Here is a 14,556-nt window from a genome sequence, read left to right as displayed (position 1 = left end):
CTGTTCTGGAATCAGCGCTGCAGGAAGGCGAACTCCTCCGACAGCTCGGCGACCTTCTCCTTCAGCGCGGCCACCGACGGACCGGCCTTCAGCACCTCACGCGAGACGTTGGGCAGCACCGCGCCCAGGTCGCGCGCGGGCACCAGGGCGCGAATGGAGTCCACTCCCCCGCCCTGCGTGCCCACACCCGGCATCAGGATGGGCCCGTTGAGGGCGCTCAGGTCCGGGGCCTCGGTCAGGGTCGCGCCGACAACCACACCGACGGAACCGAATTCGGCCCCGACATTGGCCGCGGCGGCATCGTCGACCATGCGCTGGGCGATGGTGCGGCCGTCCGCACCGGTGATGCGTTGCAGCTCCGCGCCTTCCGGATTGGAGGTCGCGGCCAGCACGAACACGCCGCGCCCGTTGGCCGCGGCCAGCTCCAGAGCCGGTGCGAGCGAACCGAATCCGAGGTACGGCGACACCGTGACCGCGTCGCTGCCCAACGGGCCGTCAGCGAGCCAGGCGTGCGCGTAGGCGTCCATGGTGGATCCGATATCGCCGCGCTTGGCGTCGGCCAGCACCAGGGTGCCCGCCGCCCGCAGCGCCGCGATGGTCTCCTCCAGCACCATCATTCCGGCCGAACCGTAGGTTTCGAAGAACGCCACCTGCGGCTTGACCAGGGCGACCCGGCCCGCGAACGCCCGCACGCAGGCGTCGGCGAACTTGGCCACCCCGGCGGCGTCCTCGCTCAGGCCCCAGGCCCGCAGCAGCGGCGGATGCGGGTCGATGCCCACGCACAACGGTCCGTGCGCGCGCATCGCCTCCCGCAGCCGTAGCCCGAAGCTGGTCATCCGCGCAGCACCGCGTGCAGTTCCTGCAGGGAGCGCACGCCGATGCCGCCGCGAATGGTGGCCTCGATGCCCTGCACGGCCGCGGCCGCGCCCTGCACGGTGGTGATGCACGGGATGTTCGCGCCGACCGCGGCGGTGCGGATCTCGTAGCCGTCCACGCGCGGGCCGTTGTTGCCGTAGGGCGTGTTGAACACGATGTCGACGTCGCCGTCCTTGATCATGTCCACGATGCCGGCCTCGTCGGGCGCGTTGTCGGACTGCTTGCGCACCCGATCGCACGGAATGCCGTTGCGGCGCAGCATCTCCGCGGTGCCCTCGGTGGCGAGGATGCGGAAGCCCAGGTCGTGCAGGCGCTTGACCGGGAACACCATGGCGCGCTTGTCGCGGTTGGCGATGGACACGAACGCGGTGCCCTCGGTCGGCAGCGAACCGTAGGCGGCGGACTGCGACTTGGCGAAGGCGGTGCCGAAGTCGGCGTCGATGCCCATGACCTCACCGGTGGACTTCATCTCCGGCGAGAGCAGCGAGTCGATGCCGGAACCGTCCGGGCGGCGGAAGCGGTGGAACGGCAGGACCGCTTCCTTGACCGCGACCGGGGCCTCGATCGGCACGGTGCCGCCGTCGCCCTCGGCCGGGAGCAGGCCCTCTTTGCGGAGGTCGGCGATGGTGGCGCCCAGCGCGATCCGCGCCGCGGCCTTCGCCAGTGGCACCGCGGTGGCCTTGGAGACGAACGGCACGGTGCGGCTGGCGCGCGGGTTGGCCTCGAGGACGTAGAGCACGTCGTCCTTGAGCGCGTACTGCACGTTCAGCAGACCCTTGACGCCGATGCCCTTGGCCAGCGCGGCGGTGGAGCGGCGCACGGCCTCGATATCGCTGCGGCCCAGGGTGATCGGGGGCAGGGCGCACGCCGAGTCACCGGAGTGGATGCCGGCCTCCTCGATGTGCTCCATGACGCCGCCCAGGTAGACCTCGTCGCCGTCGCACAGGGCGTCGACGTCGATCTCGATGGCGTCCTCCAGGAACCGGTCGACCAGCACCGGGTGGTCCGGGGTGATCTCGGTGGCGCGGGAGATGTAGTCGGCGAGGGTGGCCTCGTCGTAGACGATCTCCATGCCGCGGCCGCCCAGCACGTAGGACGGGCGCACCAGCACCGGGTAGCCGATCTCGGCCGCGATCTTCTTGGCCTGCGGGAAGGTGGTGGCGGTGCCGTACTTGGGGGCCGGAAGACCCGCCGCGACCAGCACATCACCGAACTCGCCACGGTCCTCGGCCAGGTCGATGGCCGCCGCCGAGGTGCCGACCACGGGCACGCCCGCGTCGGTGAGGCGCTGCGCCAGGCTCAGCGGGGTCTGCCCGCCCAGCTGGCAGATGACGCCCGCGACGGTGCCGGACTCGGTCTCGGCGTGGTACACCTCGAGCACGTCCTCGAAGGTGAGCGGCTCGAAGTAGAGGCGGTCGGCGGTGTCGTAGTCGGTCGAGACCGTCTCCGGGTTGCAGTTGACCATGATGGTCTCGTAGCCCGCGGCCGACAGCGTCTGCGCGGCGTGCACACACGAGTAGTCGAACTCGATGCCCTGACCGATGCGGTTCGGGCCCGAGCCCAGGATGATGACCTTCTCGCGCTCCCGCTGCGGCGCGACCTCGGACTCCGCGGCGGGATCGAGCTCGTAGGCCGAGTAGTGGTACGGGGTCTTGGCCTCGAACTCGGCGGCACAGGTGTCGACGGTCTTGAACACCGGGCGGATCTGCAGGCGGTGGCGCAGCTCGCGCACGCCGCCCTCACCGGCGAGTTCCGGTCGCAGCGCGGCGATCTGGCGATCGGAGAGGCCGTAGTGCTTGGCGGTGCGCAGCAGCGGCTCGTCCAGCACGGGGGCGTCGATGATCTCCTGACGCAGCTCCACCAGGGCGGCGACCTCGGCGACGAACCAGGGGTCGATGCCGGAGGCGGCGGCGGTGTCCTCGATGCTCGCGCCCAGGCGCAGCGCACGCTCCACCTGGTAGATACGGCCCTCGGTGGGGACCTTCAGGTCGTCGAGAATGGCCTGCGCATCGGTCCATTCACCGTCGGGCAGGGTCCAGAAGCCGGTGGCCTTGGTCTCGAGCGAGCGCAACACCTTGCCCAGGGCCTCGGAGAAGTTGCGGCCCATGGACATCGCCTCGCCGACCGACTTCATGGTCGTGGTCAGCGTGGTGTCGGCGCCCGGGAACTTCTCGAAGGCGAAGCGCGGAGCCTTCACGACCACGTAGTCGAGCGTGGGCTCGAAACAGGCCGGGGTCTCCTTGGTGATGTCGTTGACGATCTCGTCGAGGGTGTAGCCGATGGCCAGCTTGGCGGCGATCTTGGCGATCGGGAAGCCGGTGGCCTTGGACGCCAGCGCCGACGAGCGCGACACGCGCGGGTTCATCTCGATGACGATCAGGCGGCCGTCGCGCGGGTCCACCGCGAACTGGATGTTGCAGCCGCCGGTGTCGACGCCGACCTCGCGCAGGATGGCGATGCCCAGATCGCGCATCTTCTGGTACTCGCGGTCGGTGAGGGTCATGGCCGGGGCGACGGTGACCGAGTCACCGGTGTGCACGCCCATCGGGTCCACGTTCTCGATCGAGCAGACGATGACCACATTGTCGTTGCGGTCGCGCATGAGCTCGAGCTCGAATTCCTTCCAGCCCAGGATGGATTCCTCGATGAGCACGTTCGCGGTCGGCGAGGCGGCCAGGCCACCGCCGGCGATGCGGTCGAGGTCCTCGTGGTTGTAGGCCATACCCGAGCCCAGGCCGCCCATGGTGAACGACGGGCGCACGACGACCGGGAAGCCGAGTTCGGCGACCGTCTCGCGGACCTCGTCCATGGTGTAGCAGACCTTGGAGCGCGCGGACTCGCCGCCGACCTTGGCGACGATGTCCTTGAACTTCTGGCGGTCCTCACCACGCTGGATGGCCTCGAAGTCGGCGCCGATCAGCTCGACGTCGTACTTCTCGAGGATGCCGTTCTCGTGCAGGGCGACAGCGCAGTTGAGCGCGGTCTGACCGCCGAGGGTCGCCAGGATCGCGTCGGGACGCTCCTTGGCGATGACCTTCTCGACGAATTCCCAGGTGATCGGCTCGACATAGGTCGAGTCCGCGAACTCCGGGTCGGTCATGATGGTCGCCGGGTTGGAGTTGACCAGCGACACGCGCAGGCCTTCGGACCGCAGGACGCGACACGCCTGGGTTCCCGAATAGTCGAACTCACAAGCCTGGCCGATGACGATCGGGCCCGAGCCGATCACCAGGATGTGGTTGAGGTCGGTACGGCGTGGCATCAGGCTCCTTCCATCAGCATGGCGAAACGGTCGAACAGGTAGGCGGCGTCGTGGGGTCCGGCCGCGGCCTCGGGGTGGTACTGCACGGAGAAGGCCTTGCCGTTCACCAGTTGAACACCTTCGACGACACCGTCGTTGGCGCAGACATGGCTGACCTCGGCCTTGCCGAAGGGGGTGTCGAAGACCTCGCCGCGCTCCCCTTCGAGGGCGAAGCCGTGGTTCTGCGCGGTGATCGAGATCCGGCCCGAATGGTGTTCGACGACCGGCACATTGATGCCGCGGTGGCCGAACTTCATCTTGTAGGTGTTGCGGCCCAGCGCCCGGCCCAGGATCTGGTTGCCGAAGCAGATGCCGAACAGCGGGATGCCCTCGCCCAGGACGCCCTGGGTCAGCGCGACCTGCGCGTCGGCGGTGGCCGGGTCGCCCGGGCCGTTGGACAGGAACACGCCGTTGGGGTTCAGTTCCTTGATCTGGTCCAGGGTCACGTTGGAGGGGACCACGTGCACCCGCATGCCGCGCTGGGCGAACATGCGCGGGGTGTTGGACTTGATGCCCAGGTCGACGGCGACCACGGTGAAGCGGTGCTCGCCGATCGGGTCGATGGTGTACATCTCGTCGGTGGAGACCTCACCGGCCAGGTCCGCGCCCAGCATGGACTGCTGGCCGTTGACCCGGGAGACCAGCTCCTCGTAGTCGGCCAGCGAATCGCCGGAGAAGATGCCCGCCTTCATGGAACCGGCGTTACGCAGGTGCCGCACGACCGCGCGAGTGTCGATGCCCGCGATGCCGACGATGTTCTGGTTCTCCAGCTCGGCCTGCAGGGTGCGGTTGGCGCGCCAGTTGGAGGCGCGGCGCGCGGGGTCGCGCACGGCGTAACCCGCCACCCAGATCCTCGAGGACTCGTCGTCCTCGTCGTTCCAGCCGGTGTTGCCGATCTGCGGCGCGGTGGCCACCACGATCTGGCGGTCGTAGCTGGGGTCGGTGAGGGTCTCCTGATAGCCCGTCATGGCGGTACAGAACACCGCCTCACCCAGGGTCTGCCCGACGGCGCCGAAGGTCGTCCCGCGGAACACGCGGCCGTCCTCGAGCACCATCACGGCAGTATTTCCGCTGCTCATGCCTCGTCTCCCGTCTTCGTAGCTGCTGCGGTCCATGCCGGGTACACCGCTTTGTCGTCACCGCGGAAACCGGTATCCACCTCGGTCCCGGTCGGCAGCGTCCAGCGAATCACCAGCACACCGTCTTCTGTCATCACTTTGCCCGCGTGCCCGCGCTCGGCGCGCACCGCGGTGATGGATTCCTGCGGAATCCAGATCGTCGCCGCGCCATCCCGCTCCAGCAGGATGCCGCGTTCGAATCGGGTCAGCTCCGCGGTGGCACGGAAACCCAGGTCGCCCACCGTGATTCGCTGAATCCAGCTGGGGGCGAGGGTGCTGCCGAGGTAGAGCCCCGTGGTGGGCTCCAACAGCTGCGCGCCGCAGTCGGCGGGCACCGCGGGCAGGTCGCCGATCGCGCCCGCCTGCTTCTTGGCCCGGCCCGTCCACGCCCAGTACATGAGTCCCAGGCACAGCACGAACAAGGCCAGCAGAATCAGTACTTGCAACAGTCGCATGACGGTTCTCCGTGTCCATTGAGCAATGAGCGGGGAGCCTGCGTGGTTACGCAAGCTTCCGCCTCCGGCTCCTGACCGTTCATTGCTGGATTCCCCACCCGCCGCTAACCGGCGACGATCCTGCCATCCCGGGCGGTGAGCCGGCCGCGCAGGAAGGTGGCGGTCACCTTCGCGGGCAGGGTCATCGCCTGGAAGGGCGTGTTGCGGGCGATCGAGGCGAGTTCGTTCGCCTCCACCGTCCATTCGGCGGCCGGGTCGATCAGCGCCAGGTTGGCGGGTTCGCCGACCGCGAGCGGCCGGCCCTGATCGTCCAGGCCCACGATCCGCGCCGGGTTCTCGCTCATGACCCGCGCGACACCGCGCCAGTCGAGCAGTCCGGGGTTGACCATGGTCTCCACGATGATCGACAGCGCCGTCTCCAGGCCCAGCATGCCGGGACGGGCGGCCGCGAACTCGCAGCACTTGTCCTGGTCGGCGTGCGGGGCGTGGTCGGTGGCGACACAGTCGATGACGCCGTCGGCGAGGGCCTGCCGCAGCGCGGCCACGTCGGAGGATTCGCGCAGCGGCGGGTTCACCCGGTTCACCGCGTCGTAGGTCTCCAGCCGCGAGTCGTCGAGCAGCAGGTGGTGCGGGGTCACCTCGGCGGTGATCGAAATGCCCTGGGACTTGGCCCATTTCAGCAGTTCGACGGTGCCGGCGGTGGAGGCGTGGCAGATGTGCACGCGGGCTCCGGCGTCGCGGGCCAGCAAGGCGTCGCGGGCCACGATGGACTCCTCGGCGGCGCGCGGCCAGCCGGCCAGGCCCAGACGGGAGGCGGTCGGGCCCTCGTGGGCGACGGCACCCTTGGTCAGGCGCGGCTCCTCCGCGTGCTGGGCGATGAGCACGCCCAGCGAGTTCGCGTATTCCAGGGCGCGGCGCATGATCAGCGGGTCGTAGACGCAGTGGCCGTCGTCGGAGAACATGCGCACCGCGCCGACGCCGGCGGCCATGGTCCCCATCTCGGCGAGCTGCTTGCCCTCGAGGCCGACGGTGACCGCGCCGACCGGGTGCACGTCGACCAGGCCGACCTCCTGGCCGCGCTTCCACACATGGTCGGTGATGACCGAGGTGTCGGCGACCGGGCTGGTGTTGGCCATGGCGAACACCGCGGTGTAGCCGCCCAGAGCGGCCGCGGCGGAACCGGATTCGATGGTCTCGGTGTCCTCGCGGCCCGGTTCGCGCAGGTGGGTGTGCAGGTCGATGAAGCCCGGCAGCAGGAACTGGCCCTTGCCGTCGACGATCTCGGCGTCCGGGACGCTCAGGCCCGCACCGATCTCGCGGATCTCACCGTCGGCCAGCAACACGTCGACCGCGTCGCCCTCGCCGTAGAGACGGACGTTCTGGATCAGGATGCTCATGCCACCACCTCGTCGGTTCCGACCAGCAGGCGGAACAGCACCGCCATGCGTATATGGACTCCGTTGTTGACCTGTTGCAACACAGCCGCTTTCGGGGAATCGGCGACGGAGAAGCCGATCTCCATGCCGCGCAGCATGGGGCCGGGGTGCAGGACCACCGCGTGCTCGTCGAGCATCTTCATGCGGCGCTCGTTGAGGCCGTAGCGGATCGAGTACTCACGCGCCGACGGGAAGAAGCCGCCGTTCATGCGCTCGGCCTGCACGCGCAGCATCATGACCGCGTCCGCGCCGGGCAGTTCGGCGTCCAGGGAGTCCGAGACCCGCACGGGCCAGGCCTCCACACCGACCGGCAGCAGGGTGCGGGGCGAGACCAGTACGACCTCGGCGCCCAGGGTGCTGAGCAGGAAGGCGTTCGAGCGAGCCACCCGGCTGTGCAGGATGTCGCCGACCAGCACGATCCGCTTGCCCTCCAGGTCGCCGAGGCGCTGACGCAGGGTCAGCGCGTCCAGCAGCGCCTGGGTGGGGTGCTCGTGGGTTCCGTCACCGGCATTGATGATGGCCGGACCGGGACCTGCGTAACCGCTGGCGGCCTCGTCCATTTCGGCGAACCAGCGCGCGATCTGGTGCGCGGCGCCCGAAGCCGGGTGGCGCACGATGAGCGCGTCCGCGCCCGCGGCGTGCAGGGTCAGGGCGGTGTCGCGCAGCGATTCGCCCTTGGAGACCGAGGAACTCGACGCGCTGACATTGATGACGTCGGCGCTCATCCACTTGCCCGCGACCTCGAAGGAGACCCGGGTGCGGGTGGAGTTCTCGAAGAACACGGTCATGACCGTGCGGCCACGCAGCGTCGGGAGCTTCTTGACCTCGCGGCCCAGCAGCGCCTGTTCGAACCGCTCGGCCTCGTCGAGCAGGCCGTTGGCGGTCTCGCGGTCCAGGTCGGTGACCGAGAGCAGGTGCTTCACTGGGCGTCACCCTCCTGGCGCAGGTACACGCCGTCGCGGCCGTCGTGCTCGCGCAGCAGCACCGAGATGTCCTCGGTGCGCGCGGTCGGCACGTTCTTGCCGACGTAGTCGGCGCGGATGGGAAGTTCGCGGTGGCCGCGGTCGATGAGCACGGCGAGCTGCACCGCGCGGGGGCGGCCCAGGTCGCGCAGGCCGTCGAGCGCCGAGCGCACGGTGCGGCCGGAGAAGAGCACGTCGTCGACGAGCACGACGAGGGCGTCCTCGATGCCGCCTTCGGGCACGGAGGTGCGCTCGAGCGGACGGTGCGGCTTGGAGCGCAGGTCGTCGCGGTAGAGGGTGATGTCGAGGGAGCCGATCGCGGGGCGGACGCCGGAGAATTCCTCGATCCGGCCGGCCAGGCGATGGGCCAGAGTGGTTCCGCGGGTGGGGATTCCGATCAGCACCACGCGGGCAACCTGCGGATCACCGGAGTCCAAGGCGGTCTTCTCGATGATCTGGTGCGCCATGCGGGCGATGGTCCGGCCGACGTCGGAATCGGAGAGCAGCTCGCGTCCGGTCTCGACCCGGTCCGGGTCGTGCCGCTGCGAGAACTCGGCAGCGCTCGACTTGGCCGCCCGGTCTTCGGGCACAGCCATGCCGACCTCCTTCCCCGCCTCACGGGACGGTCCGTTAAAGGATGTCTTTCGGGCAGTGACCCTACCAGCGCGCGAATGCGCCCCCGACCCCGCACCCCCCGCGCGTCCGCGGTCGGCGCATCACCGCCGAACCCGCCGCGACCTGCCGGAACCCGTGTTCGCCGGGGTTACCGGCAACTCCGCGGCAATACGGTCGTCCGGCCAGTGTGGCGGGGTTCACGCCGCCTGATCACTCCCGGGGTCCTAGCTACCGGCCGGTTGTCATACACCGTATATCGACGTGTGCGATGCTCGGAGAGTGAGCAATGACGCTGAATTCACCGAACCCGCCCGGGTCAACTTCCGCGGGTACGGCGGCATCACCATCGCCGGAGACAGCTGGGGACCCCAGGACGGCCCACTGGTGGTATTTCTCCACGGCGGCGGGCAGACCCGCGGGTCCTGGAAGGACTCCGGACTGGCCTTGGCCAAAGCGGGCATGCACGCGGTGCTGCTCGACGCGCGCGGCCACGGCGACAGCGACTGGGATCCGGACGGCAACTACCGCCGCGAGGCCATGGTCGAGGATCTGATGGCGGTGCTCGAACAACTGGGCAAGCCCGCCTTCATCGTCGGCGCGTCCATGGGCGGGCTCACCGGCCTGATGGCCACCACCCACCCCGAGGCCGCGCGCATCACCGGACTGGTCCTCGTCGACGTCGTGCCCCGCCCCGAACGCAAGGGCGTCGAGCGCGTCATCAACTTCCTCTCCAGCAATCCCGAAGGCTTCGCCAGCCTCGAAGAGGCCGCCGACGCCGTCGCCGCCTACCTCCCCCACCGCCGTCGGCCCCGCAATCCCGAAGGGCTGCAACGCAATCTGCGCAAGCGCGAGGACGGCCGCTGGTATTGGCACTGGGATCCGGCCATGATGGGCGGCCCGCGCGACGGACGCGGCGAGGAGATCGACGTCCACACCGAGGCGCTCGAGAACGCGGCGAAGCAGCTGAGCATCCCGACCCTGCTGGTGCGGGGCGCGCTCTCCGACGTGGTCAGCGAGGAGGGCGTGACGGCCTTCCGCGCCCTGACCCCGCACGCCGAGTACATCGAGATCGGCACCGCCGCCCACACCGCGGCCAGTGACGCCAATGACGAATTCACCGACGCCGTCGTCGATTTCGTCCGCGCCCACATCGGCGACCAGCAAGGCTGACCGCCCTTACGGCAGCATCCTGTCGAGCAGGCGGTCGAGCAGTTCGACCGCCCGCTCCCGGGTGGCGCCGCCCGCCAGCACGAACTGGGTGATGCTGCTGACCCCGCCGACGATGATCTCGGCGTCCAATTCCGCCGTGTGCGCATCGGATTCGGGCCCCCGAACGCGCAGCAGCTGGTCGGTGATCACGGTGACCAGATAGCGCGGCGGCCCCATCATCTCCTCGGAGGTGACGGTGTTCCCGGTCAGATTGGCCGCGTGGAAGGCCGCGAACACCAGATTGTCCTGCCGCCGCCGATCATCGAGCGGCAGGAGTCCGACCGCGAAGGTCCGGATGATCTCCCGCGGCGTGGCCTCGGGCCCGAGTTTCGTGAACTGCTCGGTGAACCCCACGCCGAAATCCGCCACGACCGCTGTGTGTGTGGCGAGCATCAGATCCCGCTTGGTGCCGAAGTAGTACTGGATCAACCGCACCGAGATCCCCGCCTCGGCCGCCACCGCTTGAAACGTGGCGGCGTCGAGTCCACCGGTGGCGATGACAGTCCGTGCGGCGGTGGTGATCTCCCGTCGCCGCTGCTCGTGATCGACCAAACGGGGCATCTGACCAGCTCTCTCACGACGTTCTACGGGTGGAAGCTTTTGATGGTACGCCCATACCATTTTTATGGTACGTTCATATCACCAACGAAGGTGAGCGGGGAGGCGCGAATGGCCAAGATCGGGCAATGGAAGAACGAGGCGGCACGCGACGCCTACATGGAGGCCTACGCCGCACTGTCGGCGCTGTGGACGATTCCCTCCAGTGAGTTCGATATCGAAACCTCTTATGGGACAACACATGTCCGCACATGCGGCGCCGGATCGGGTGCGCCGCTGGTCCTGATCCATCCGCTGGGCGGCAACGGTGCCTGCTGGTATCCGATCATCGAGCGCCTGGCGGCCGAACGGACGATCTACGCGCTGGACACCATCGGCGCGCCGGGACTCAGCGTGCAGACCGGGCCGATCACGTCCGGAGCCGACTACGGACTCTGGCTGGACGAGACCCTGGAGGCGCTGGGACTGCCGCAGGCGCATGTCATGGGCTATTCCGACGGTGGGTGGCGAGCGTTCATGGCGGGGGTCGACGGTTCGGACCGGGTGGCGAGCCTGATGATCGTCGAATCGGGCGGGGCCGTGGCCAAGACGCCATGGCGGGTGTTGTTCACGATGATCCGATACGCGATGCCGCCGTCGGAGAAGAACATGCGCAAGGCCGCACAGTGGGCCATGCCCGGCAGTGTGGTCGTCGACGAGGAGATCGCGTGCTCGCGCGCCGCGCTCGGCTACCGCACCCGGACGCCGTGGCCGCAGCGGCTGACCGACGAGCAACTGCGGTCGATCACCGCGCCCACCCTGCTCGTCTACGGATCCGAGTCGGTGCTCGGCGATCCCACGGACGCCGCGACACGGGCTCGAGCGCACATTCCGCACTGCGAGGTGGAGATCTACCCGGGCGCGACGCACGGCCTGCTGTTCCAGGGACCGTTCAAAGACGCTGTGCTGGAGCGGATTCTGCGATTCGCGGCCGCCCACGACCCGGCCGAGCTGCGGCTCGCCGACTAGACGTTCGACGACGAACACCAAGGAGATCACATGGCCAAGATCGGGCGATTCAAGAACGCGCAGGCCAAGGCGGACTACCTGCGGGCCTACGACGACCTGGCCGCGCAGTGGCCGGTGGCGGCGACCGATCTCGATATCGAAACCTCTTTCGGCACAACGCGGGTGCGCAAGTCCGGCACCGGCGAGGGTGCGCCGATCGTGCTGCTGCCCGGGATGCCGGGGATGGGGTTGTTCTGGATGCCGTTCATCGAGGAGTTGTCGCGAGACCATGTCGTGTACACGGTGGATCCGCTGGGGTGGGCGGGGCGCAGTGAGCAGACCGCGCCGCTGAAGGGGCAGGACGACATCGTGCGGTGGCTGATCGAGGTGTTCGACGGTATCGGGGCCCAGCGGGTGCATCTGGCCGGGTATTCGGGGGGATCGTGGCTGTCGCTGCTGTTCGCGTCGCAGCGGTCGGATCGGCTGGCCAGTATCACCATGCTCGAACCCGATGCGGCGTCGTTCGCCAAGCCGAAATGGGGACTGCTGTTCAAGTTCCTGCTCGGCGGGATCAGACCCACTCGGGAGAAGATGGAGAAGTTCGTCGAGTGGTTGACTCCGGGGGTGAAGCTCTCCGAGGAGATGTGGACTCTCACGTTGGCCGCGTTGAAGTTCCGCATCGCGATGCCGTGGTCACGGCTGCTGCCCGACGAGCAGCTGTCGAGAGTCACCGCGCCGATGCTGGTGCTGTTCGGGGAGCAGACGATCGCCAATGACGCGCACGCGGCCGCGGCGCACGCGCGGGCGTGCATTCCGGCAGCCGATATCGAGATATACCCCGGGGTCGGGCACGAAATGCTGTGGGCGATACCGGAAACGGTGATTCCGCGCTTCCTCGGATTCGTGGAGCAGCACGATCAGGTGCGGGCCTGATCAGGCTGTCGCGCAGAAGATGACCGCCGGATAGGTGGCACACAGGCGCGCGGCGCGGAGCCGGCAATTCGATGGGAACACATGTTCGAACTGTGGTAGCTTCGTGCGCATGTCGACGCCATTGCAGGGATCTCTGCTCGACGGGTTCGGGGAGGTCGAGCTGGGTGTGCTGGATTCGATCCGGCGTACCGAGCTCGGCGACGGCGCGTGGGTGGATGTGCTGCCCGGCTGGCTGAGCGGGGCCGACGTGCTGTTCGAGCGGCTCGCGAGCCAGGTGCCGTGGCGGGTGGATCGGCGGGCCATGTACGACCGGGTGGTGGATGTGCCGCGGCTGCTGTCGTTCTACGACGAGGGGCGCGAGCTACCCGACCCCATCCTCACCGAGGCGCGCAGCACGCTGAGCGTGTACTACTCCCGCGAACTCGGCGAGCCGTTCACCACGGCGGGCCTGTGCTACTACCGCGACGGGGACGACAGCGTCGCCTGGCACGGGGACACCATCGGGCGCGGGGCGACCGACGACACCATGGTGGCGATCGTGTCGGTGGGTGCGGCGCGGTCGCTGCTCCTGCGCCCGCGCGGCGGCGGGGCCAGCGTGCGCTACGCGCTCGGGCACGGGGATCTCATCGTGATGGGCGGCTCGTGCCAGCGCACCTGGGAGCACGCGGTGCCCAAGACGCGGCGGCCGGTGGGGCCGCGCATCAGCATTCAGTTCCGCCCGCGCGGCGTCCGGTAGCGCGGGGTCCGGACGTGTGGAAGCCCCGGTGATTCGGCAGTCGAGCTCCGGGTGTTCCCGTGAGTCACGGGCGGCGCGCGAAGTCGGGGACCGGTTCGGGGACGACGGCGCGGGCCACCAGGAAGACCGGGAGGCTGCGCAGGACCGGGATGCGGCGGAAGACGCGCAGCGGCAAGGGCGTTCGCGGGAGGTCGGCGATATTCAGCCGGCCCGACACCGCGGGCCGCACGACCTGCGCGTGAGCCAAGCGCTGCATGCCCTGGATGACGGCGGTGGGCAGCAGGCGGCGGCGTTGGACGCGGGCCAGGTCGGCGGTGGTGACGGTGTGGGACAGCAGTTTCGGGGCCAGCAGGCGGGCGGCGGCCACCGCGTCCTGGACGGCCAGGTTGATGCCGACCCCGCCGATCGGTGACATGGCGTGGGCGGCGTCGCCGAGACAGAGCAGTCCGTCGGCGTACCAGTGGTCGAGCCGATCGAGTTTGACGTCGAGGAGTTTCACCTCGTCCCAGTCGCGGACGGCGTCGGCGCGGTCGGCCAGCCACGGGACCACCTCGGCGAGGCCGCGCATGATCTCGCCGACCGGCGTCTCGGCCCGCAGGTGCGCGTCACTGCCTTTCGCGATGAGGGTCGCGCTCTGCCAGTAGTCGCCGCGGTCGAACAGGACGGCGACGCGGTCGGCGCTGACCACCGGGATCAGGCCGGCGGGATCGGTGCCGTGGCGCGGGATCCGGTACCACCAGGCGTCGAAGGGCGTCGCCCATTGGCGACCGCCGAGACCGGCCGCCGCGCGCAGCGCCGAACCGCGGCCGTCGGCGGCCACGGTGAGGTCGGCGTGGATCTCGCCGGTCGCGCCGTCCGCGGTGCGATAGCGGACGCCGGTCACCGTCGGGCCGGTGCGCAGCAAGTCGATGGCCTCGGTCCGCATGCGCAACCGGAAGGTCGGTTCGTTGTCGCCCGCGCGGGCGAGCAGATCGAGCAGATCCCACTGCGGCACCATGGCGATGTACCGGTGCCGCCCCGGGATGTGGTCGAAGCTCGCCAGCGGCACCAGCCGCCCGCCGATCGGGGTCTGGATCGAGGTGAGCCGCCGCTGCGGCAGTTTCGCGAAATCCTCGCTCAGGCCGAGGGCGTCGATGAGTTCCAGGGTGGTGGGGTGCACGGTGTCGCCGCGGAAGTCGCGCAGGAAGTCACCGTGTTTCTCCAGTACGGTGACCTCGACGCCCGCCCGGGCCAGCATCAGGCCCAGGAACATGCCCGCCGGTCCCCCACCGGCGATGAGACAGGTCGTGCGTTCCATCGGGACCTCCCGAGCCGAAGACGCCGTCACCGTCGATGGTAGGACGAGTCCGGCTCGGGCACTGCCGTCGCAC

At 69.2% G+C, this 14,556-nt stretch carries 13 protein-coding genes; 4 read left to right on the top strand and 9 right to left on the bottom strand.

The features are described from left to right. Positions 1-11 precede the first annotated feature (11 nt). The 7 genes from pyrF to pyrR all read right to left on the bottom strand — a co-directional run bounded on the left by pyrF (position 12) and on the right by pyrR (position 8,744). Positions 12-836 carry an orotidine-5'-phosphate decarboxylase gene (gene pyrF, locus ABZ412_RS28780; RefSeq protein ID WP_357286142.1) on the bottom strand — a complete coding sequence of 275 codons (825 nt, stop codon included), beginning with the start codon at positions 834-836 and terminating at the stop codon, positions 12-14. Beyond that, a complete protein-coding gene (gene carB, locus ABZ412_RS28775; protein ID WP_357286140.1) occupies positions 833-4,138 on the bottom strand; it encodes a carbamoyl-phosphate synthase large subunit in 3,306 nt (1,101 codons plus the stop codon). Before carB ends, pyrF begins: the two co-directional genes overlap by 4 nt. Further along, positions 4,138-5,256, bottom strand: a complete 1,119-nt coding sequence (carA, locus tag ABZ412_RS28770) for a glutamine-hydrolyzing carbamoyl-phosphate synthase small subunit (RefSeq protein WP_357286137.1) — start codon at positions 5,254-5,256, stop codon at positions 4,138-4,140. The genes carB and carA overlap by 1 nt, the downstream gene beginning before the upstream one ends. Further along, positions 5,253-5,750, bottom strand: a complete 498-nt coding sequence (locus tag ABZ412_RS28765; protein WP_357286134.1) for a transporter — start codon at positions 5,748-5,750, stop codon at positions 5,253-5,255. Before ABZ412_RS28765 ends, carA begins: the two co-directional genes overlap by 4 nt. A 104-nt stretch (positions 5,751-5,854) precedes the next feature. After that, a complete protein-coding gene (locus ABZ412_RS28760; RefSeq protein WP_357286131.1) occupies positions 5,855-7,147 on the bottom strand; it encodes a dihydroorotase in 1,293 nt (430 codons plus the stop codon). Next, the gene (locus ABZ412_RS28755; RefSeq protein ID WP_357286128.1) at positions 7,144-8,109 is read right to left on the bottom strand and encodes an aspartate carbamoyltransferase catalytic subunit; all 966 of its coding nucleotides are present in this window, start codon (positions 8,107-8,109) and stop codon (positions 7,144-7,146) included. The genes ABZ412_RS28760 and ABZ412_RS28755 overlap by 4 nt, the downstream gene beginning before the upstream one ends. Then, positions 8,106-8,744 (bottom strand): bifunctional pyr operon transcriptional regulator/uracil phosphoribosyltransferase PyrR, encoded by a 639-nt coding sequence (gene pyrR, locus ABZ412_RS28750; protein ID WP_357083329.1) that lies wholly within the window; start codon positions 8,742-8,744, stop codon positions 8,106-8,108. The genes ABZ412_RS28755 and pyrR overlap by 4 nt, the downstream gene beginning before the upstream one ends. A gap of 298 nt (positions 8,745-9,042) precedes the next feature. Here pyrR and ABZ412_RS28745 point away from each other — a divergent pair, with 298 nt between their 5' ends. Continuing rightward, on the top strand, positions 9,043-9,933 hold the full coding sequence (locus ABZ412_RS28745; RefSeq protein ID WP_357286125.1) for an alpha/beta hydrolase: 891 nt from the start codon (positions 9,043-9,045) through the stop codon (positions 9,931-9,933). Positions 9,934-9,939: 6 nt separating this feature from the next. On the opposite strand, the gene ABZ412_RS28740 is transcribed toward ABZ412_RS28745, so the two are convergent. Beyond that, positions 9,940-10,533, bottom strand: a complete 594-nt coding sequence (locus ABZ412_RS28740; protein ID WP_357286122.1) for a TetR/AcrR family transcriptional regulator — start codon at positions 10,531-10,533, stop codon at positions 9,940-9,942. 108 nt (positions 10,534-10,641) lie between these two features. Here ABZ412_RS28740 and ABZ412_RS28735 point away from each other — a divergent pair, with 108 nt between their 5' ends. From ABZ412_RS28735 to ABZ412_RS28725, 3 genes are all read left to right on the top strand, one after another. Then, a complete protein-coding gene (locus tag ABZ412_RS28735) occupies positions 10,642-11,538 on the top strand; it encodes an alpha/beta hydrolase (protein ID WP_357286119.1) in 897 nt (298 codons plus the stop codon). A 30-nt stretch (positions 11,539-11,568) separates the two neighbouring features. Next, on the top strand, positions 11,569-12,450 hold the full coding sequence (locus ABZ412_RS28730; protein WP_357286116.1) for an alpha/beta hydrolase: 882 nt from the start codon (positions 11,569-11,571) through the stop codon (positions 12,448-12,450). 109 nt (positions 12,451-12,559) lie between these two features. Further along, positions 12,560-13,186 (top strand): alpha-ketoglutarate-dependent dioxygenase AlkB, encoded by a 627-nt coding sequence (locus ABZ412_RS28725; RefSeq protein ID WP_357286113.1) that lies wholly within the window; start codon positions 12,560-12,562, stop codon positions 13,184-13,186. Between the two features lie 64 nt (positions 13,187-13,250). Here ABZ412_RS28725 and ABZ412_RS28720 read toward each other — a convergent pair whose 3' ends face one another. Continuing rightward, positions 13,251-14,483: an FAD-dependent oxidoreductase gene (locus ABZ412_RS28720; protein WP_357286110.1), complete on the bottom strand. Its 1,233-nt coding sequence runs from the start codon at positions 14,481-14,483 to the stop codon at positions 13,251-13,253. Positions 14,484-14,556 lie beyond the last annotated feature (73 nt).

This window comes from Nocardia sp. NPDC005746, assembly GCF_040630785.1.
In the GTDB taxonomy this organism is placed as follows: Bacteria; Actinomycetota; Actinomycetes; order Mycobacteriales; family Mycobacteriaceae; genus Nocardia.
Note: the sequence above shows the minus strand (reverse complement) of the source record. Positions and strands in the feature narration are given on the sequence as shown.

What these genes read in the sequence shown, in the direction of transcription:
- pyrF (WP_357286142.1), bottom strand. Translation starts at nt 836, where the DNA reads ATGACCAGCTTCGGGCTACGGCTGCGGGAGGCGATGCGCGCGCACGGA.
- carB (WP_357286140.1), bottom strand. Translation starts at nt 4,138, where the DNA reads ATGCCACGCCGTACCGACCTCAACCACATCCTGGTGATCGGCTCGGGC.
- carA (WP_357286137.1), bottom strand. Translation starts at nt 5,256, where the DNA reads ATGAGCAGCGGAAATACTGCCGTGATGGTGCTCGAGGACGGCCGCGTG.
- ABZ412_RS28765 (WP_357286134.1), bottom strand. Translation starts at nt 5,750, where the DNA reads ATGCGACTGTTGCAAGTACTGATTCTGCTGGCCTTGTTCGTGCTGTGC.
- ABZ412_RS28760 (WP_357286131.1), bottom strand. Translation starts at nt 7,147, where the DNA reads ATGAGCATCCTGATCCAGAACGTCCGTCTCTACGGCGAGGGCGACGCG.
- pyrR (WP_357083329.1), bottom strand. Translation starts at nt 8,744, where the DNA reads ATGGCTGTGCCCGAAGACCGGGCGGCCAAGTCGAGCGCTGCCGAGTTC.
- ABZ412_RS28740 (WP_357286122.1), bottom strand. Translation starts at nt 10,533, where the DNA reads ATGCCCCGTTTGGTCGATCACGAGCAGCGGCGACGGGAGATCACCACC.
- ABZ412_RS28735 (WP_357286119.1), top strand. Translation starts at nt 10,642, where the DNA reads ATGGCCAAGATCGGGCAATGGAAGAACGAGGCGGCACGCGACGCCTAC.
- ABZ412_RS28730 (WP_357286116.1), top strand. Translation starts at nt 11,569, where the DNA reads ATGGCCAAGATCGGGCGATTCAAGAACGCGCAGGCCAAGGCGGACTAC.
- ABZ412_RS28725 (WP_357286113.1), top strand. Translation starts at nt 12,560, where the DNA reads ATGTCGACGCCATTGCAGGGATCTCTGCTCGACGGGTTCGGGGAGGTC.
- ABZ412_RS28720 (WP_357286110.1), bottom strand. Translation starts at nt 14,483, where the DNA reads ATGGAACGCACGACCTGTCTCATCGCCGGTGGGGGACCGGCGGGCATG.